The organism is Pseudomonas sp. Q2-TVG4-2 (genome assembly GCF_013620795.1).
In the GTDB taxonomy this organism is placed as follows: domain Bacteria; phylum Pseudomonadota; class Gammaproteobacteria; order Pseudomonadales; family Pseudomonadaceae; genus Stutzerimonas.
In genome coordinates this window covers 476504-496494 of sequence record NZ_LGLW01000004.1, presented here as the reverse complement: position 1 = coordinate 496494, position 19991 = coordinate 476504, and the positions used below count along the sequence as shown (strand labels likewise).

Below are 19991 nucleotides of genomic sequence, written 5' to 3'. Positions count from 1 at the left end.
ATCTGCGACAATTGCGGTCCTTACGAAATCGCCTACGGCTGTCCATGACCGACGCAACGCCCGCTATCGACACCCTGTTGAAAAACCTTGACCAGGCGATGTTCGCCGACCGTCACCGCCTGCGTCGCCAGTTGCATGACTTGCGCAAGAAGTCGGGCGCAAACGCAGTCGACGAAGCACGGCTCAGCCAATGGGTCGAGCGCTTCCAGGCCTCGGTGGCCAAGGTCGAGGCGCGCCGGCAGAGCGTGCCGACCATGCGCTACGACGACCAGCTGCCGATCGCCGCCAAGCGCGAGGAGATCAAGGCCGCGCTGGAAAAGCATCAGGTGTTGGTGATTGCCGGCGAAACCGGCTCGGGCAAGACCACTCAGCTGCCGAAGATCTGCCTGGAGATCGGCCGCGGCGTGCATGGGCTGATCGGTCATACCCAGCCGCGTCGGTTGGCCGCGCGCAGTGTCGCGACCCGAGTTGCCGAGGAAATCGGCACGCCACTGGGTGAGCTGGTGGGTTATCAAGTGCGCTTCGAGGATCAGAGCAAGGAAAGCTCGCTGATCAAGCTGATGACCGACGGCATTCTGTTGGCCGAGACCCAGCATGATCGATTCCTGGAAAAGTACGACACCATCATCGTCGACGAGGCGCACGAACGCAGCCTCAACATCGATTTTCTGCTCGGGTACCTCAAGACCCTGTTGCCGCGCCGCCCGGATCTGAAGGTGATCATCACCTCGGCGACCATCGACCTCGCGCGCTTCTCCGAACACTTCAACGGTGCGCCCATCGTCGAAGTGTCGGGGCGTACCTATCCGGTCGAAACCTGGTATCGGCCTCTTTCAGCAGAAGTCGACGAAGACGGCAACCGTGTCGAGGATGACCTCACCGTCGACCAGGGCATCCTCGCCGCGCTGGACGAAATCGACGCCCATGAAAAGAGCATCGGCAAACGCCCCGGCGATGTGCTGGTGTTCTTGCCTGGCGAACGGGAAATCCGCGACGCTGCTGAGGTGCTGCGCAAGGCGAACCTGCGCTTCACCGAGGTGCTGCCGCTGTATGCGCGGCTGACCCCAGCCGAGCAACAGAAGATCTTCCGGCCCGCGGCCGGACGCAAGATTGTGCTGGCGACCAACGTCGCGGAGACCTCGCTGACCGTGCCCGGCATCCGCTACGTGATCGATTCGGGTACCGCGCGCATCAGCCGTTACAGCTACCGCGCCAAGGTCCAGCGGCTGCCGATCGAGGCCGTATCCCAGGCCAGCGCCAACCAGCGCAAGGGCCGTTGCGGGCGGGTCGAGCCGGGTATCTGCATTCGGCTCTACAGCGAGGAGGATTTTCTCTCTCGACCGGAGTTCACTGATCCGGAAATTCTGCGTACCAATCTCGCGGCGGTGATCCTGCAGATGCTGCATCTGCGCCTCGGCCAGATCGAAGATTTCCCCTTTATCGAGCCGCCGGACGGCAAGGCCATCAGCGACGGTTTCAACCTGCTGCAGGAGCTCTCGGCGGTCAACCGCGAGAACCGGTTGACCCCGTTGGGTCGGCAACTGGCGCGTCTGCCGGTTGACCCACGGCTCGGACGCATGCTGCTTGAAGCAGCGCAGCTGGGCAGCATCGCCGAGGTGCTGATCGTTGCCAGTGCGCTTTCCGTGCAGGATGTGCGCGAGCGCCCAGCCGATCGCCAACAGCAGGCCGACCAGGCTCACGCGCAGTGGAAGGACCCGGACTCGGATTTCGCTGCGCTGATCAATCTCTGGCGCGGCTTCGAGGAGCAGCGCCAGGCGCTGGGCTCCAACGCGCTGCGGACTTGGTGCCGGAAGAACTTCCTCAACTATCTACGGTTGCGCGAGTGGCGGGACGCCCACCGGCAGCTGACGCTGATCGTGCGGGAGTTGAAGCTGGGTGCCGAGCACAAGGCAAATGCCGAACCCCGTAGGAGCGAGCTTGCTCGCGAACAGGTGGCGGGTGCAAAGCTTCGCGAGCAAGCTCGCTCCTACGAAGAGCCTGCTCCCGCGAATGCCGCCCCTGCGCTCACCACCGACAAAAAGGTCAACGTCAAGCTCGCCCAGCAGACCGAAGCCAGCGAAGCGGCGCAGAAGGCCAAGAGCTACGCCGCGGTGCATAAGGCGATCCTCTCCGGTTTGCTTAGCCAGGCTGGTCACAAGACTGAGGAGGGCGATTTTCTCGGTGCCCGGCAACGGCGCTTCTGGGTCCATCCGTCCAGCGTCATTGGCCGCAAGAAGCCCAACTGGATCATGGCCGCGGAACTGGTTGAAACCACCAAGCTGTTCGCGCGCATGGTGGCGAAGGTCGAACCCGATTGGATCGAGCCACTGGCCAAACACCTGACCAAGACCAACCACTTCGAGCCGCACTGGGAGAAGAAGCGCGGCCAGGTGGTAGCGTTCGAACAGGTCACCCTGTACGGCATGATCATCGTCGCCCGCCGGCCGGTGCATTTTGGTCCCATCGACCCGTCGGCGGCGCGTGCGCTGTTCATCCGTGAGGGCCTGGTGCGCGGTGAGATGCACAGTCGTGCCAAGGCGCTGACCGCCAACCGCGAGTTGCTGGAGCTGTTCGACGAGCTGGAAGCCAAGGCTCGTCGGCGCGACATCATTGCCGACGAAGACACGCTGTTCGCCTACTACGACGCACGGTTGCCGCAGGACATCTACCAGACCGCCAGCTTCGAAACTTGGTACAAGCGCGAGAGCGCAAAAGATCCGAAGTTGCTGATGATGCGCGACGAAGACGTGCTGGCCCGCGACGCCAGCGAAGTCACGGCGGCCCAGTATCCCGACCATCTGCGCATCGGCGAGCTGCAACTGCCGTTGGAATACCACTTCGAACCCAACCATCCGCGCGATGGCGTGACCTTGCGCGTACCGGCGCCCTTGCTGCCTCAGTTGCGTGGCGAACGGCTCGACTGGTTGGTGCCGGGCTTGATCGAAGCCAAGGCGGTGGCGCTGGTGCGCAACCTGCCCAAGGCGATCCGCAAGAACTTCGTACCGGTGCCGGATTTCGTCAAGGCGGCGCTATCCAAGGTCACCTTTGGCGACGGATCGCTACCGGAGGCGCTGGGCCGCGAGCTGCTGCGCATGACCGGTGCCAGGGTGCCGGACGAGGCCTGGACGGAAGCGGCAGTGGGGCTGGAAAGCCACCTGAAGATGAACATCGAAGTGGTAGACGCACGCGGCAAGTTTCTTGGCGAAGGCCGTGATCTCGTCGAACTCACGGCGCGCTTCAACGAGGCCAGCCAGGCCGCACTGGCGCCTCCGCAGCAGAAAGCCGAACAGAAACCGGTGGAGGCCAAGGCGTTCGCCGAGGTCGCGGAAAAGGCCCAGGCGAAGATGGCCGGGCTCTCGATGACCGTCTACCCGGCACTGGTAGAAGAGAATGGCGTGGTCAAGGAGGGGCGCTTCCCGACCCAGGTCGAAGCCAACTATCAGCATCGTCGGGCGCTGCAGCGACTGCTGCTGCAGCAGCTGGCCGAGCCGGCCAAGTACTTGCGCAACAAGCTACCGGGCCTGACCGAGATGGCGTTGCTGTACCGGGACATGGGCAAGATAGACGCGCTGGTCGAGGACATCCTGTTGGCCAGTCTCGACAGTTGTGTGCTGGAGGGTCAAGCTCAGCTACCCCGCGATGGCGCCGCTTTGGCTGCCCTAGCCGAACGCAAGCGCGGCGACTGGACGCCACATGTGGAGCGTCTGTCACGCCTGGTACTGGAGATTCTCAAGCTCTGGCATGGCCTGCAGAAGCGCTTCAAGGGCAAGATCGACCTGGCTCAGGCGGTCGCTCTCAACGACATCAAGGCGCAGCTGGCCAATCTGGTGTATCCCGGATTCGTCCGCGAAACCCCGGGCGAGTGGCTGAAGGAATACCCTCGCTACCTCAAGGCGATCGAGCAGCGATTTGAAAAGATCGGCGCGCAGCTGCAGCGTGATCGCGTCTGGTCCGGCGAGTTAAGTGGTTACTGGGAGCAGTACCAGGGGCGGCTGAAGAAACATTTGCAGGAAGGCAAGCGTGACCCGGAGCTGATGTCGTACCGCTGGATGCTGGAGGAATATCGCGTATCGCTGTGGGCCCAGCAGCTGGGAACGAAGATGGCGGTGTCTGACAAGCGACTGAACAAGCAGTGGAATCAGGTCGAGCCCTGACGGTCGGGCACGACGTCACGGTGTCCGCGTCACCGAAACCTCAGAACCCCAGGAAGTTATATGGAAGGCCGGAACAGTCTGCCGGGAGTGGCCAGTTCGCTTGGAGCATCGGTGCTGTTCGCCACGTTGTATTACTACACCACGCTTCTCGATCCGTTGAACGGCCAGCAGATATACGGTTGGCGCATCCTGTTTACCGCGCCGTGTCTGGCCTTGCTCTTGCTCGGCCTGGGCCGCTGGAGTGAGGTCCGCCAGATCCTCGTGCGGGTGCCGGCCGAACCGCGGCTCTGGCTGGCACTGCCGCTGTCCTCGGTGCTGGTCAGCCTGCAGCTCTGGCTATTCATGTGGGCGCCAATCAACGGCTATGGCCTGGATGTCTCCCTCGGCTATTTCCTGCTACCGCTGACCCTGGTACTGACCGGCCGTCTGCTCTTTGGCGAGGCGATCAGCCGGCTGCAACGGCTGGCCTGTCTTTTCGCGGCGGTAGGCGTCGGCAATGAACTGTTGCTGGCCTCGTCACCGTCCTGGCCAGTGTTGGCAGTCGCGCTCGGCTATCCCTGCTACTTCGCCCTGCGCCGCTGGATCGGCACCGCCAACCTGGGTGGCCTGTGGATCGACCTCGCCATCAGCCTGCCGGTAGCCACCAGCTTCGCCCTGGCCGATCCCGACACCCTGCAGCAGCTCGTCGCGAGTCCACGTCTGCTCCTGCTGATCGTCGGGCTGGGCGCACTCAGCGCTTTGGCACTGGCATTGATGATCATTGCCGGCAAGCGCCTGAACCTGGCCGTGTTCGGCCTGCTCAGCTACGTCGAGCCGGTCCTGCTGGTCCTGGTGGCGCTATTGCTCGGCGAAAGCATCGCGCCGGATCAGTGGCTGACCTACGGCGCGATCTGGCTGGCAATCGTGGTGCTGGTGGCAGAGGGGGCGAGGGTGTTGCACAGGGGGCGGGGCTAACGCTCTATCGGAGGGCGGCTCGACCCAACGCTGGGCGTTGCATGCTTTGGCAGTCAAGTGCCTTGGGTGCATTCATTAACTAACGCCAACGGCCCCCAAGATGATCAAACTGGCGCTACCGGCGTTGCCTTCAACACTGCTAAGTACCGGCGGATGCCAGCCAGTGCCATACGTCTCCGTACCCTCCGGCTTTCAATAATGTCCCCCGCGGTGCTCCGGCAGCCGCTCGCCCTGCAACAACATACAGAATGTAGACGTTATACTATTACGTGAACTACTATTCTGTGCTTTCTAAGCCTCGCAAGAATTATCTGCTTCGAAAAAACGCTTCGGGATGACCCGGCGCAAACAGAAGCAGAGACCACTCAGCTACGGCATCACGCTTGGTCAGCCCTGCGGCGTACATTCATAAGGAACGTCATGCATTTCAGAAATAGACACCGTCTTCCGCTGCTCGCGGCGGCGATCGCCACTTGGTTGACCGTTGGCGGCAGCCCCGTCTCGGCCGATGAAAAGGTATTCGACGTTGTGGCCCCCTTCGAGATTGGCGGCCTGGATCCGGCGATTTCAGGGTTCGTATTTCAAAGGATGCAGATAACCGAAACGCTGCTGGAGGCCGATGCGAAAGGACAGCCCCTGCCTGCGCTCGCGAAGAAGTGGAGCGTCTCGGATGATGGAAAGGAATGGCGGCTGACGATCCGCCAGGGTGTCAAATTCCATGACGGCACCGATCTCACCGCCGAAGCCGCGGCGCATTCGCTGAGCGTGGCGAACACCAAGCCCGGTATGCTGCGCAGTGCCGAAATCAATGCGATTACGGCAGAACGCAATGACGTGGTCATCCGTCTGGCCGAGCCCTTCAAGCCTCTGACGGCAGTCCTGGCTCACTCCTCGACGAACATTCTGGCCACCGCAGCCTACGACGCGGACGGCAACGTTCAGAAAATCATCGCCACCGGGCCATACCAACTGACGCTGCTTGAGCCGCCGCAAAGGCTGGCCGCAGATCGCTTCGAGGATTACTGGGGAGAGAAACCCAGCATCGAAAAGACAACCTATTTGGCTGCGGGCCGCGGGGAGACTCGTTCGCTCATGGCCGAAAGCAACGGCGCCGAACTCGTCTTCCAGCTCGATCCGCCTAGCATCGCCCGTCTCAAGCGCTCCAAGGACGTACATGTACTGATGGGGCCGGTACCGCGAGTGGTGGTGCTGGCTGCGAGTGCCGGCAGCGGCGCCACCGCGCCCGCCGAGGTACGTAAAGCCATCAGCTTGGCCATACAGCGTGAAGGCATTGCGGCTGCCATATTGCGGGCTCCGGGCACCGGTGCCACGCAGATGTTTGCCGACAGCGTACCGGCCTGGCATGACGAGAGCCTTCCCGCTCTCGTCTACGATCCCGAGGCTGCGCGAGCGCTTCTCAAGGGGCAGGGCTGGACATCGGGTGCCGATGGCATCCTGCAGAAGGATGGCGAACGTCTGAGCCTCAAATTGCTCACCTATTCCGATCGCCCGGAGCTTCCGCTAATCGCGACGGCCCTGCAGGCCCAGCTTCGCGAAGTGGGCGTGGACGTTGAGGTATCGGTGGCGAACGCCAGTGCGATCCCTGCGGCACACAACGAAGGCACCCTGCAGCTGGCCCTGTATGGCCGCAACTACGCGCTGGTGCCAGACCCACTGGTCACCCTGCTTGCTGACTTCAGCGACGGCGGCGCTGAATGGGGGCCGCTTGGTTGGAACAATCCGCAATTCGAGCAAACCATGAGCGCCCTGCTGGCAAGCAATGACCCGGCTGAACAGCAGCGTTTGCGCAACCAGATCGTTGCGCTGATCCAGAACGATCTGCCGTTGATCCCTATCGCCTGGTATCGCCAGTCCATCGCTGTATCCAACGAGGTTGAAAACGCAGCGATCGATCCCTTCGAGCGCACCTTCGGCCTCAGCACGATGCGGTGGGCCGAATGATTCGATTGCTGGGCTTTCGCTTGCTGCAGGCGGTCATGGTTGCGGTGCTGGTCGGCGCTCTGACCTTCATGCTGATGACATTGCTACCGGGTGATGCGGCTTATCGGATCGCCGCGGGCCGTTACGGCTACGACATGGTCAACAGTGCTGCAGCCGAAGCGGTACGCGCTGAACTCAATCTGGACCAGCCAGTGCTGTGGCGCTTCGTGGCGTGGATCGGTGACCTGCTGACGCTGGATCTTGGCAACTCGCTGGTGACCGGAAAGCCGGTTATCGAAATGGTTGCCCACGAACTGGGAAGCTCGGTGCGCCTGGCCGTCGGTGCGGTGCTCCTGTCGTTCTTCATCGGTCCGCCGTTGGGGATCATCGCCGGGCTGCGTCCAGGCGGTTTGTTGGATCGCGGGCTTTTACTGCTGAGCACCGCGACACGTGCGATACCGCACTTCGTTCTGGGCGTGATTCTGGTGCTGATCTTTGCGGTGTCGCTGGCGCTCTTGCCATCGGCAGGCCACGGAAGCTTTGCCCACACGGTTTTGCCCACCCTCACGCTGGCACTCGGACTTGCCGCGGTCTCCTCGCGTGTTGCCCGAGACGCTACGGTGGCTATCGCATCGTCCGCTTACTACGCCTTCGGGCGCCTCAAGGGGCTCGGCTCTACCCAGGTGTTCATGCGTCACGGTCTGCGCAACATCGGCGTGCCGGTCGTGACCTACCTGGGCGTACAGCTGGTGTACCTGATTGAAGGCGTGGTGGTCGTGGAAACCTTGTTCGCCTGGCCAGGCATCGGCCACGGCCTCGTGCATGCCATCGTCCAGCGCGACGTTCCCATGGTCCAGGGCGCTGCCCTGGCAATGGGGCTGATGTTCGTGGTGCTCAATACCTGCGTCGACCTGGCCAACCACTTGATAGACCCGCGCCGGAGGGATGCATGAATCTGGAAATCGCTATTGCCGACGCCGCTCCGCAACCGCCTGCACTGTCGCGCCTGATCGGCGTTGCCATCCTGGCCCTGCTGGTGATCTTCGCCGTGAGCGTACCGCTGCTCTGGAGCCTGGATATGGCCAAGCAGGACTACTCAGCGATCCTGTCGGGCCCGGGTAGCGCTCACCCCCTAGGCACCGACCATCTCGGTCGCGACATGCTGGCGCGCCTGGCCGCGGCTATCCGCCTGTCATTAGGCCTGGCGCTGGTCAGCGTGGTTACTGCGGCCGTGCCCGGCGTGATGCTGGGCATCCTTGCCGCGTGGAAAGGCGGCATCACGGACAAGGGCCTCGGCCTGCTTGTTGAACTGTTCATGGCGCTGCCGGGCCTGCTGCTGGTTCTGCTGATCGTGGCGATCTATCCCGGTTCGTTCCTGGCCCTGTATGGCGCGGTCGCGCTGGTGCTGTGGATCGAGTATTTCCGCATGACGCGGGCTCTGTCGCGCACCGTATTGGCATCGCCGGCGGTGGCTGCTTCTCGCCTGCTGGGTTTCGGGCCGCTCTACATCATTCGTCGGCATCTATGGCCAGAGCTGGCTTCAGTCCTGATGACCATCGCTGCATTCGGAGCCGCCTCGGCCATCATGGCCATCGCGGCACTGGGTTTCGTCAGCGTCGGCGTGCGCCCACCGACTGCCGAGTTGGGACTGATGATCACTGAACTGCTGCCTTACTTTGCCGAAGCGCCGTTCATCATCGCGCTGCCCATCCTGGTGATCTTTCTCATCGTTCTGTCGCTCATGCTGATTGCCGGGGGGCGCAAGCCGTGAAATCACTGTTGAAAACCGAGGCGCTGGAGATCCGCACCGCCACCGCTCAGCTTGTGCAGCCATTATCCATCGAGCTGTACCCGGGACAGGTGCTGACCATCATCGGCGAGACCGGATCGGGCAAAAGTCTGTTCGCACAGGGCGTCGTAGGTAATCTGCCCCCGGGCTTGCATGCCCGCGGGCAGATCGAGTTTGGCAGTGGCTTCAGCGAAGAAGGCCACGCCAGCGGGCGCCGGACGCTATGGGGTCGTGACATCGCTGTGTTGCCGCAGGAGCCCTGGCTAAGCCTCGATCCAACCATGCGTGCCTTGGGACAAGTTTCGGAAACCTACCGGTACGTACGCGGCAAAGGCACGGACGAGTCGCAACGCCTGGCCCGCAAGGACATGGCCCAGATGGGCTTGGAACACGCAGAGGCGAAGTTTCCATTCGAGCTATCGGGCGGCATGGCCCAGCGCCTCGCGTTCGCCGCGACACACGCCGGCGGCGCAAAGGTAATGATCGCCGACGAGCCAACCAAAGGTCTGGATAGCGCACGAATCGGCGAAGTCGTCGACCTGCTGCAAGCCGGGCTCGCCAATGGCGGCGCGCTGCTGATCATCACACATGACATCGAGGTCGCTCGCCGGCTGGGGGGCGATGTGATGATCATGCACAAGGGCAAGGTCATCGAGAGCGGCAGCGCCGAACAGGTGCTCAGCAGGCCAGCCCATGAATACACGCGGCAACTGTTGGATGCCGATCCCAAAAGCTGGGCGCCATGTAGCCGTCCAACCTTCGAGAACGAGGTTGTGGTTCAGGTTAGCAACCTGGCGGTGGAGCGTGGCGGACACGCCTTGTTTGAAGCGCTCTCCTTCAACGTACGCCGTGGTGAAATCGTGGGTGTCACCGGTCCATCCGGCTGCGGAAAATCCACCCTGGGTGATGTCATCCTGGGTCTGATCAGCGCCCGTGAAGGCACGGTGACGACTCAGTCGGGGGCTCCCCGAGTGGCGTTCCAGAAGCTCTACCAGGACCCTGTCTCCGCATTTCCGCCGTCAGTCACCCTTGCTCGCAACCTCGCCGATCTGGTTCGCCTGCATCGCCTCGACTCGAGTCGCATCGACGTGCTACTGCGACGGCTGCGCCTGGAGCCTTCGCTCTTGAACCGCTTGCCCGGCAATGTCTCTGGCGGCGAACTGCAACGCTTCTCCTTGCTGCGCGTGCTGTTGCTCAAGCCAGTGTTCATTTTTGCCGATGAGCCCAGTTCGCGCCTCGATCTCATTACCCAAAAGGAAATGATCGAGTTGCTGGTCGAGGCAGCCAGAGAAAACGACACCGCCGTACTTCTTGTGAGCCACGACGAAGCATTGATCGACGCCGTATCGGATCAGCGCATTCGACTGGGTTCCTTGAGCCAGAGCATCAGCACAGTCGAGCACGCGGACACGCCAGCTCCGCTGCAGTCCTACCCAAGCGTGAAAAGAGCCTGAAATGACCTCACTGCCACTTCGTTCCTTGAGTCTCGCTCTTTTAGTGAGCCCGTTAGCCATGGCCGACTCGGCACAATCGAAATCCAACGGGTTCATCGAAGACAGTACCTGGAACCTGCTCAACCGCACCGTCTATGACAACCGCGAATACCGCAACGGCGGCAGCAACAGCGGTGCGCGCAACGCCTACAAGCCTCGCGCCGAGCGCAACGGCTATGCAGAAGAATGGGCCTACGGGCTGATGGGTACCCTGCAGTCAGGCTTTACTCAGGGCACAATCGGCGTGGGTATGGATGCCCATGCCTACTTCGGCGCACAGCTGGACAGCGGTGGCGGTCGTGCGGGCAAGGCACGACTGCTCGGTCTGGATAATGGTGGATATCCCAAGGATGAGTTCAGCCGCGCCGGTGCTGCGGTAAAGCTACGCCTGTCATCGACCGTTCTATCGTACGGCGAGCAGCGCGTGAAGACGCCCGTTTTCAGCTCGTCTGACAGCCGCTTACTGCCGGAAACGGCCACCGGAATCTTCATCAACAGTAGCGAGTTCGAAACGCTGCGACTCGTTGGTGGGCACTTCACCGAAAGCACCGACCGCAACGCCAGCAGTCATGACCAGGGATTCGTCGTCAACTATTCGAATGCCGAGAAAGGCGACGCGCTCGACTTTGCGGGGATGATATTCACGCCGGACAAGAACCTCAGCGCAAGTTTCTATACGTCACGTTACGAGGACACCTGGAACCGTCATTACCTGGGGGGAACCCTGGTCAAGGCGATCGATGATAACCGCTCGGTGGCGCTGAACCTGAACCTGTACCGTACCGCTGACACAGGCAAGTCACTGTCAGGCGACATCGACAACACGACCTGGAGCCTGATGTCCACCTACACCGACGGCCCGCATAGCCTCAGCCTGGGCTATCAGAAAGTCGACGGCGACACCCCGTTCGACTACGTAACCCGTGGCGCGATCTTCATCACCAACGCCGTGCATATGTCTGACTTCAATGCGCCTAACGAGCGATCCTGGCAGGCCCGCTATGACTTGGCGATGGCCGAATTCGGCCTGCCCGGTCTGGTGCTCAGCGCGGCCTACGTGCGGGGCAGCCAGATAGATGGCAGTCACGTCGACCCAACTGGGGGCTATGCCTATCTCGGTTATGGCGAAGGCGGCAAGCACTGGGAGCGCGATCTGGAAGCACGCTACGTGGTTCAGGATGGCACCGCCAAGGGCACTACAATCTCTCTGCGGCACAACGTGCATCGCAGCAATGGCGCGCAAGCGGAGCTGGATGCTGATCAGATTCGCCTGGCTGTCGAGTATCCCCTATCAGGTGTTTTCTGAATAATTGCTCGCGTACGCCGCAAACGCTCCGGTACCTTGTTCTTCAGCGTGCCAAAGGGCGTTTTGAGCGGCGAACCCGAGCTGCCGGACGGCTTGGGCGCACGTTTGCGAAGGCTTCAGAGCATTGCGTTATCGAATGACTCCACGGCTTAGAGTGGATGGCTAGCTTCCGTATATCAGGGCGCTCAGTCCGAAGCGATGCGGGTCAACGTTTCACAGCCGCTTCGATCGCTGCGATGTCGATCTTCGTCATTTTCATCATTGCGTCGAACGCACGCTTGGCTAGCGCTCGGTCAGGGTTGGTTATGGCGGCCGTCAGGGCGCGGGGTGTTATCTGCCACGACAGCCCCCACTTGTCCTTGCACCAGCCGCAAGCACTTTCCTGACCACCATTTTCGACGATGGCGTTCCATAGGCGGTCCGTTTCGGCCTGGTCGTCGGTCGCGACCTGGAACGAGAACGCTTCGCTGTGCTTGAACGCCGGTCCTCCGTTCAGCCCAAGACAAGGGATACCCATCACCGTGAACTCGACGGTCAAGACGTCATCCTGATTGCCCGCCGGATAATCGCCCGGCGCATGAAGGACAGCGCCCACGGCGCTGTCGGGAAACGTCTCGGCGTAGAAGGTCGCTGCCTCCAACGCGGTGCCGTCGTACCAGAGGCAAATCGTGTTTTTGCTGCTCATCCTGGCTCTCCAGAAAATAGGGCTGGGTAAAGGCTTCTAGCAACGCAGACAGCCAGGCCACTCGGACTGTCCGCATCGTTCGGCAAGCGTAGACCCACTTCGATTTTGCAGGCTTTTGGGAAGCCGGGCGGCTTTCGATAGCTCCCGGTGCCAGGGCACGATGACCCTTCACACGAGCCGGCTGCTCTGCACGTTGAATTCACCTGGCGGGAGCAGCCGCTCTTTGTATGCGACGGACGGGTATCAGGCGCCTTTTAGCGCCTCGTCGACGAATTCCAACCGGTCCTGTCCAAAGAACATCTCGTCGCCAATAAAGAACGTCGGTGCGCCAAATACGCCCCGGCGCACGGCTTCTTCAGTGTTTGCTTTGAGCGCGGCCTTGACGTCGTCCTCGGCGATCATCGTGCGGTAATGACGGGCATCGAGCCCTGCTGCGTCCAGCGTGGCGGCAAGCACAGCCTCATCGCCCAGATTGCGCTGTTCGGCCCAGAGCGCGCGATAGATCGCTGTCAGGTAGCGTGGAAAGCTTTCCGGCTGCTGCAGCTGATAGCCGACGGCGCCGCGCATCAGGCCGAGCGTATTGATCGGGAAATGCGGGTTGAAAGTGAACGGTACGCCATAGCGCCTGGCATAACGCTGCAGGTCCGAGAGCATGTAGCGCCCCTTGGCCGGCACGCTGATCGGCGAGGCATTTCCGGTGGCCTGAAACACGCCGCCCAGCAGCATGGGCCGGTACAGCAACTCAGCGCCGTTGCGCTCGCACAGGCCTGGCAGCTGAGTCCAGCCGAGGTAACTGGCCGGGCTGCCCACGTCGAAAAAGAACTCCACGGTCTTGCTCATATAGTGTCTCCGTCTAGGTGGTTTACCAGCGTTCGGTCCAGGGGCGCAGGTCGAGTTCGAAGGTCCAGGCGTCACGTGGCTGGCGGTACAGATGCCAGTAGTTATCGGCGATATGCTCCGGGTTGAGGATGCCGTCCTGGTCCTTCAGGGCGTAGCGCTCGGGGAAGCTGTCGCGGATGAAGTCCGTATCGATGGCGCCATCGACCACGACATGAGCGACATGGATATTCAGCGGGCCCAGTTCACGCGCCATGCTCTGTGCCAACGCGCGAATGCCGTGCTTGGCTCCGGCGAATGCGGCGAAGCCTGCCGATCCGCGCAGTCCGGCAGTCGCACCGGTAAAAAGGATCGTGCCTCGGCCGCGCGCAGCCATACGTTTGGCCACCGCCTGGCCGGTCAGGAAACCGGCGAAGCAGGCCATCTCCCAGATCTTGAAGTACTTGCGCGGGGTTTCCTCAAGGATGCTGCAGGGTACGTTGGCGCCAATGTTGAAAACGAAGGCTTCGATCGGGCCGATGTCGCGCTCGATGGCCTCGATGAGTTGCGCGACATCCTCTTCCTTGCGCGCGTCAGAGGCGAAACCGTAGGCGCGGCCGCCGTCAGCGATGATGCCGTCGACCAGTGGCTGCAGCTTGTCCGCGCTGCGTCGAGTAACGCAGGCAATGAAGCCCTCCCGCGCGAAACGCCGCGCAATAGCACCGCCAGTGGCGTCCCCGGCACCGATCACCAGGGCCACGCGATTGTTGTTATGCATGAGCTTGCTCTCTTGCTAAGCGTTCGTTAGGTAAACGAACGTTATGTTACGCTTCGCGCTTCGTCAAGCGAGCGTCATGAGGTGGTGCTGCATGCGTTACTCCGTCGGCCACAAAGAAGAAACCCGCCAGCGTCTGGTTGAAAGCAGTGGCGCTATCGCCAAGCGTGGCGGCTTTGCGACCACTGGTGTCGATGGGCTGATGAAAGCCATCGGCCTAACGGGTGGCGCGTTCTACAGCCATTTTCCCTCCAAGAACGATCTGTTCACCGAGGTCGTCCGGCGCGAGCTGTCGCAGAGCCCGATTCTGGCGCAGGACGGCAGTTTGACTGCGGATCGGCTGGAACGCTGCCTCGACAGCTACCTGAGTTTGGCTCATCTGCATAACCCCGAAGCCGGCTGTGCGATTCCTGCGCTGGGCGCTGAGATTGCTCGTGCCGATATCCAGGTGCGGGAGGAAGCCGAGCATTGGCTTTGCGCGCTGCAGCATGCCTGGGCTCAGGCGCTCGGCGACGGGGATCTAGCCTGGGCGCTGATTGCACAGTGCGTCGGGGCGTTGGTAGTGGCACGTATGTTGGTAACCGAAGATACGCAGCGCAACGTGCTCGAGGCGAGTAGAGCGATGCTCCATTCGGCGTTGGCGCAGGGCTAGCAGCCATCCAAGAAATAGGAGAGCGGGGCGTTTATCCGCCTGTTTTTCTCGAGCATCGGGCTTCACCGCAACCGAGCAATCGCTATGAACGACAGGCACGCAACGACGGTGCGGGCAGGCAAGCCGAAACGACGAGGCGCTTGTACAAGCGCCTCGTGTCTCTCGTTGTGCTTGGTGGTTTATTCCGTATCTGTGGAGCCCGTCTTATCGCCCGTAGCCCCGATCACCCGCCTCGCTGGTCGGTCTTAGAGGCCTCCATCTCGTTTCGTAGATGGCGTTCCACTCGTTTCACCTGTCCCGTCTTGCTCAACCTGAGCCGCAACAGGTCCTCGGCCAGTATGAGCTGTCCGCTGTAGTGCCGGCCCGCCTCTGTTCGAATATCCTCGATCGACTGACCTCGGTTCGGGACGCTCTGATAGCGGGCGCTGAAGTGCATCAGCACCAGACTAGGTACCTGAATCGATTCCGCGAACGCGGCGACCTGGGCGGCGGTGCTGTGACCGAAATCGGCCTTGCCAGCGTCAGCGATGGCTTGGGTGTAAGTCGCTTCGTGTACCAATAGTTGCGCATTCTGGCAGGCGTCGCGGAGCAGCTCGGGGCGATCGTTATCGCCGCCGATGACAATGCGCTGCGGTGAGCGGGTAAACAGCAGATAGTCCTTGCTGCGCAGGGAGCGGCCTTCATGTTCGACATCATGGCCGCGCATCAGCTCGCCCCAGAGAGGGCCACGGGGAATACCGTCATGGTCGAGTTTGCCGACATTCAAGCGTGGGTCGGGGCGGGTTTCGGTGAATGTATAAGCCCAGCTTGGGACTCGGTGGGAAAGGGGAGTGGCTTCGACGCTCAGCAGCCGGCTGTGCCATTCCTTGAGGGATTCGGTGGGGTAAAAATTCAGTTCGTAGGGCAGCCAGCTTTGACTCATCTCGAGCGTCGCGCGGACCCACCCTTCAATCGCTGCCGGAGCGATGATATCCAGCGGTTCCTGACGACCCGCCATGCCGGCACTGGCGAGCAGGCCGGGCAATCCGTAGCAATGGTCACCGTGAACGTGCGTGATGAAGATCGCTCGTAGGCCATGCAGCGTCAGCGGTGTACGCAGCAACTGGTGCTGGGTGGCTTCGCCGCAGTCGATCAAGTACCAGCCCTTGCCGCTGTCTTCGAGTAAACCCAGGCCGCTGACGTTGCGAGCCCGGGTCGGGGTGCCGGATGAGGTGCCGAGAAATAGCAGGTCCACGCGCTGGCTCCTTGTTTTCGTGACGTCAGTATGGCGAGTCAGATCGCGGCGGATAAGTTCACACGCGCAGAAAGCCGCCGCGACCTGCTTGCTTATTCCTTTTAGCTACTAATAAAGCACAAACTTATATTAAGAATAGCTAAACAATGCCCTTATGCTGGCCGCCATCGACACGGCCCGAAAGGCCCACTTTGGGGTTGAATGATGGAGTTTGGCGTTCTTGGCTTTGTGATCGCCGGCCTGGTGGTCGGCTTCATCGTCGGCATGACGGGCGTTGGTGGCGGATCGTTGATGACGCCGATCCTGCTGTGGTTCGGCGTCAACCCAGCTGCGGCTGTCGGCACCGATCTGCTCTATGCGGCGATCACCAAAGCGGGCGGTGTCTGGGTCCATCAGAAGAATAGCAACATCGACTGGCGCATCACTGGTTGGCTGTCGTTGGGCAGCCTGCCGGCGGCGGCGCTGATGCTCTGGGTGCTGAAGGGGCTGCATGGCGATCAGGACGCGCTCAACGCGGTCATCAAGCAATCGCTGGGCATCGTCCTGGTGCTCACCGCATTGGCTGTGCTGTTCAAGAAGCGTCTGCTTGCATTCGCATCTCGCCTGTCCGGACCAACGCCGCGCTTGTCACCTCGTGGCTTGAATGCGCTTACCGTTTTAGTCGGCCTGATCCTCGGTGCGATGGTGACGCTGACCTCCATCGGTGCCGGCGCGTTGGGTACCGTGGCCTTGTTCTTCCTCTACCCTTTGCTCACCACCCGTCGCCTGGTGGGAACGGAAATCGCCCACGCCGTGCCGCTGACGCTGGTTGCCGGCCTCGGCCACGCTGGCATGGGCAATATGGACTGGACCATCCTGGCCTATCTGTTGGTGGGTTCTTTACCGGGCATCTACCTGGGCAGCAACCTGTCCGGCAGGGTACCGGATGCCGTCTTGCGGCCCTGCATGGCGGTGATGTTGGCGACCATTGGCTATAAGCTGATCTGACCACAGCCTTTTTCGGAGGCGCGACGCACCGCGCGTTCAGTTGTGGAGATAATCGCGGTTGGCGTTGCCGAACATGCATGACGACAGCCACCTTCCGCTTCTATGCCAGGCTCAACACCTTCCTTCCAGCCGAGCGCCGTGGACAGGCGTTCAGCTGTTCGTGCGCGCAGGCCGCGACGACCAAGCATATGATCGAAGCCCTTGGCGTGCCGCATACCGAGGTAGCGCTGGTACTGGTCAATGGCAGCCCGGTTGGGCTCGAGTGGCTGATCAAGGACGGTGACCGGATCGCGGTGTATCCGAAATTCGAACAGCTGGACATCAGCACGTTGGCCGACTTGCAGCCCTTGCCGCCCGGCCCGCCGCGCTTCGTCGCTGACGCGCATCTGGGCGGTCTCGCCCGGCTGCTGCGCATGGCCGGCTTCGATACGCTCTTCGACAACCATTACGAAGATGCGGCCATGACAGAACTGGCTAACCGAGAGTGCAGGGTACTGCTGACCCGTGACCGTGCGTTGCTTATGCACCGGGTGGTGACGCACGGCTGCTACGTCTATTCGCTGAAGCCAGCGGACCAGCTGCGTGAGTTGTATGAGCGGCTGGAACTGGCCGCCCATGCGCGCCCCTTCAGCCTGTGCATGACCTGCAACGCGCCACTGCGCCAAATAGGCGAGCAGGTGGCACGTGCGCGCGTACCGCCCCGAGTGCTGGAACGCCATGAGCGGTTCATGGGTTGTGATCGCTGCGGCAGGATCTTCTGGGAGGGCTCGCACTGGCAGGACATGCGCGCCTTGCTTGATTCGCTGACCTTGGAGGAATGATTGACCGTGTGCAACCGTCTGCCTTCGGCGGCGCTACGGCATGGGGTTGCTCATCTGGCTTGGATGGCGCGCTGGTAGGATTGGTAGATGTTGTCCGGCGTCAATGCTTGGCCGCCCTGCATGGCTTGCCGTTCGCGGTCTCGGCTGATTGCACAAGCATGGAAAGCGGCCGTGGGCGGAGAGACGATGGACTGCGCCTATGCGGAAGCGCGCACCAACCGTTGGTTCGGGTCACGCTTTTCGTAGATGAAACCCATCGGTTCTCCGCCGCAGATCTAAACGTGTCAGCTCGTTATTGCGCGCTCAACTCGTTGAATCAATATCGCCCGGCTCACTGCTGCTCGCAGTTGATCATCCAGGACACGCCGAAGCGGTCTACGAACATGCCGAAACGCTCAGCCCAGAAGGTTTTCTCCAGGGGCATCACGACCTGCCCGCCATCTGCCAATCCAGCGAACACGCGCTCACATTCCGCAACGCTTTTCGGATGCAGCGAGATTGAGCAGCCCTTGATGCCTTCGTATGGACCGCCGCCACAGGCAGGGTCGCCGGGCATGGTGTCGGATGCCATCAGCTGGTAGTCGCCGAGACTCAGGCAGACGTGCATGATTCGCTCACGGTGCTCGGCAGGAAATCGCTCGCCTTCGGGCGCCTGAGCGAAGGTAATCATTTCCAGCGTGCCGCCCAGCACTTTCTGATAGAGCGTGAAGGCATCGCGTGCTTGGCCATCAAATGTCAGGTAGGGGGTGATTTTCATGGGGCGTCTCCTGTTTCGGTTACTGGGTGATCCGTGCGCGCAAGCGTTCTTCCTGCTCACGCAGCTCCGGGGTGAATTCGGCGCCGAAATCCTCGGCTTCGAATATCTGGCGAATTTCGATTTCCGAATCGCCTACGGCCGATGATGGGCAGCGCTTCACCCAGTCGACGGCGTCCTGTAGTGAGGCTGTCTGGAATATCCAGTAGCCGGCGATCAGCTCGCGGGTTTCGACGAAAGGGCCGTCCACCACCGACGGTTGCCCCTCGTTGAAGCGCACCCGTGCGCCGCGGCTGCTGGGATGCAGGCCTTCACCGCCGAGCATTACCCCGGCATTTACTAATTCTTCGTTGTATTGGCCCATGGCCGCGAGAATATCCTCACTGGGCATCACGCCCGCTTCGGTATCGCGGTTGGCCTTGATCATCACCATGAATCGCATCGTCTGGCTCCCTCATCGAATGGAAGAACAGCCTAGTCGGCGTTGCACGAATCCGCTGGCTCTGATCACTGGTCGTTTCAAGACCACGGGAATCGACAACCGCTTGCGATCTTTTTTGCAGGCAGCGTCTCTGTCCACTCAGTGCTGAACCATGCCCGCGTGGTACGTGGCGAAACATTCACGCGTCGATGGCTCCTGCCAGCCCAGCGCGCGGCAGGCCGGTAGCGCTTCATCGATGAACTGGTCGAACGCCGTTGGGGTTTCCGAGAAATCGGTGATTCGCCAGCCGCCAGGCACCGCTACGCATGAGTGAGACAGAATGCCGAGTGGCGGGCCGCTCGACGCGAGCTTTGCGCTGCGCTCGTCAAGCGTTGTTGGTCGATGTCCGGAATTCCAAGGTGGTCAGATACGGCATCGCTTGCCCTCGATCGGATGAAAAGGGGAGTGGCTTCGGCCCGGCAGATCGTGCTCAAGGTTGAGTAGATTATTTTTCAATTTGACTGCATCTAATCGTCTGCCTGGTGGGTAGTACAGGTAGCGGCACCATTGCCGCCCAATACGATCACTACCCGGAGACACGAAAATGGACGCGAAAAAGTTCCTCTGCCTGACCGGTCTGTCACTGGCACTCGGTTGCTCCGCCTCGGCATTCGCTCAGATGGATGTGCCTGAAGCCGTGCGCGTGCCGGACGGCCACAAAGTAGCCATGGAAACCGTTGGCGTCGGCCAGATCACCTACGAATGCCAGGCCAACAAAGACATGCCCGGGCAAATGACCTGGGTTTTCACGGGCCCGAAAGCGGCGCTCAACGACCGCAGCGGTAAGCAGGTCGGGACCTACTACGGCCCGCCAGCGACCTGGGAAAGCATGGACGGCTCCAAGCTGACCGGCACCCAATTGGCGATCGCACCCGCGGGCGATGGCAACATCCCACATCAACTGGTCAAGGCCAACCCCGCCGAAGGCAAGGGCGCGATGACCGACGTCAGCTACATCCAGCGGGTTGCGACCAAGGGCGGCGTAGCACCGAACAAGGCGTGTGCAGCCACCAACGAAGGCGAGCGCCAGACTGTCGATTACCAGGCTGACTATCTTTTCTGGGCCAGCAAGTGAGCTGAGTGCAGCGAGCGAAAAGCTGCTCGATATGAGCGCCGATCGCCTCTATGCTCTTCTGACGCCCCGGCTGT

17 protein-coding genes are annotated in these 19991 nt (G+C 61.6%); 11 read left to right on the top strand and 6 right to left on the bottom strand.

Annotated features, from left to right (window positions below; genetic code table 11):
* Positions 1-44 precede the first annotated feature (44 nt).
* The 7 genes from hrpA to H3028_RS10515 all read left to right on the top strand — a co-directional run bounded on the left by hrpA (position 45) and on the right by H3028_RS10515 (position 11637).
* Positions 45-4154 carry an ATP-dependent RNA helicase HrpA gene (hrpA, locus tag H3028_RS10545; RefSeq protein WP_181296959.1) on the top strand — a complete coding sequence of 1370 codons (4110 nt, stop codon included), beginning with the start codon at positions 45-47 and terminating at the stop codon, positions 4152-4154.
* A gap of 60 nt (positions 4155-4214) precedes the next feature.
* Positions 4215-5108 carry an EamA family transporter RarD gene (rarD, locus tag H3028_RS10540; RefSeq protein WP_181296958.1) on the top strand — a complete coding sequence of 298 codons (894 nt, stop codon included), beginning with the start codon at positions 4215-4217 and terminating at the stop codon, positions 5106-5108.
* 420 nt (positions 5109-5528) lie between these two features.
* Positions 5529-7070, top strand: a complete 1542-nt coding sequence (locus H3028_RS10535) for an ABC transporter substrate-binding protein (RefSeq protein WP_181296957.1) — start codon at positions 5529-5531, stop codon at positions 7068-7070.
* The gene (locus H3028_RS10530) at positions 7067-8002 is read left to right on the top strand and encodes an ABC transporter permease (RefSeq protein ID WP_181296956.1); all 936 of its coding nucleotides are present in this window, start codon (positions 7067-7069) and stop codon (positions 8000-8002) included. The genes H3028_RS10535 and H3028_RS10530 overlap by 4 nt, the downstream gene beginning before the upstream one ends.
* A complete protein-coding gene (locus tag H3028_RS10525) occupies positions 7999-8820 on the top strand; it encodes an ABC transporter permease (protein ID WP_181296955.1) in 822 nt (273 codons plus the stop codon). Before H3028_RS10530 ends, H3028_RS10525 begins: the two co-directional genes overlap by 4 nt.
* Positions 8817-10292: an ABC transporter ATP-binding protein gene (locus tag H3028_RS10520; protein ID WP_181296954.1), complete on the top strand. Its 1476-nt coding sequence runs from the start codon at positions 8817-8819 to the stop codon at positions 10290-10292. Before H3028_RS10525 ends, H3028_RS10520 begins: the two co-directional genes overlap by 4 nt.
* Before the next feature lies 1 nt (position 10293).
* Positions 10294-11637 (top strand): OprD family porin, encoded by a 1344-nt coding sequence (locus tag H3028_RS10515; protein ID WP_181296953.1) that lies wholly within the window; start codon positions 10294-10296, stop codon positions 11635-11637.
* 205 nt (positions 11638-11842) lie between these two features.
* Here H3028_RS10515 and H3028_RS10510 read toward each other — a convergent pair whose 3' ends face one another.
* The 3 genes from H3028_RS10510 to H3028_RS10500 form a co-directional block, all read right to left on the bottom strand.
* Positions 11843-12322, bottom strand: coding sequence for a VOC family protein (locus H3028_RS10510; protein ID WP_181296952.1), 480 nt, complete (start codon positions 12320-12322; stop codon positions 11843-11845).
* 243 nt (positions 12323-12565) lie between these two features.
* Entirely contained in the window at positions 12566-13162 is a 597-nt protein-coding gene (locus tag H3028_RS10505; RefSeq protein WP_181296951.1) for a 2-hydroxychromene-2-carboxylate isomerase, read from the bottom strand.
* A gap of 22 nt (positions 13163-13184) precedes the next feature.
* Positions 13185-13916, bottom strand: a complete 732-nt coding sequence (locus H3028_RS10500) for an SDR family oxidoreductase (protein ID WP_181296950.1) — start codon at positions 13914-13916, stop codon at positions 13185-13187.
* 91 nt (positions 13917-14007) lie between these two features.
* Here H3028_RS10500 and H3028_RS10495 point away from each other — a divergent pair, with 91 nt between their 5' ends.
* Positions 14008-14565: a TetR/AcrR family transcriptional regulator gene (locus H3028_RS10495; RefSeq protein WP_181296949.1), complete on the top strand. Its 558-nt coding sequence runs from the start codon at positions 14008-14010 to the stop codon at positions 14563-14565.
* A gap of 223 nt (positions 14566-14788) precedes the next feature.
* Here H3028_RS10495 and H3028_RS10490 read toward each other — a convergent pair whose 3' ends face one another.
* A complete protein-coding gene (locus tag H3028_RS10490; RefSeq protein ID WP_181296948.1) occupies positions 14789-15799 on the bottom strand; it encodes a ribonuclease Z in 1011 nt (336 codons plus the stop codon).
* 204 nt (positions 15800-16003) lie between these two features.
* On the opposite strand from H3028_RS10490, the gene H3028_RS10485 reads away from it, so the two are divergent.
* Both H3028_RS10485 and H3028_RS10480 read left to right on the top strand, forming a co-directional pair.
* On the top strand, positions 16004-16786 hold the full coding sequence (locus H3028_RS10485; RefSeq protein WP_181297116.1) for a sulfite exporter TauE/SafE family protein: 783 nt from the start codon (positions 16004-16006) through the stop codon (positions 16784-16786).
* 77 nt (positions 16787-16863) lie between these two features.
* Positions 16864-17607, top strand: coding sequence for a Mut7-C RNAse domain-containing protein (locus tag H3028_RS10480; RefSeq protein WP_181296947.1), 744 nt, complete (start codon positions 16864-16866; stop codon positions 17605-17607).
* A gap of 331 nt (positions 17608-17938) precedes the next feature.
* On the opposite strand, the gene H3028_RS10475 is transcribed toward H3028_RS10480, so the two are convergent.
* Positions 17939-18364 carry a VOC family protein gene (locus H3028_RS10475; protein ID WP_168425323.1) on the bottom strand — a complete coding sequence of 142 codons (426 nt, stop codon included), beginning with the start codon at positions 18362-18364 and terminating at the stop codon, positions 17939-17941.
* A 19-nt stretch (positions 18365-18383) separates the two neighbouring features.
* Positions 18384-18803 carry a YciI family protein gene (locus H3028_RS10470; protein ID WP_168425324.1) on the bottom strand — a complete coding sequence of 140 codons (420 nt, stop codon included), beginning with the start codon at positions 18801-18803 and terminating at the stop codon, positions 18384-18386.
* Between the two features lie 583 nt (positions 18804-19386).
* Here H3028_RS10470 and H3028_RS10465 point away from each other — a divergent pair.
* Positions 19387-19917 carry a DUF3455 domain-containing protein gene (locus H3028_RS10465; RefSeq protein WP_181296946.1) on the top strand — a complete coding sequence of 177 codons (531 nt, stop codon included), beginning with the start codon at positions 19387-19389 and terminating at the stop codon, positions 19915-19917.
* Positions 19918-19991 lie beyond the last annotated feature (74 nt).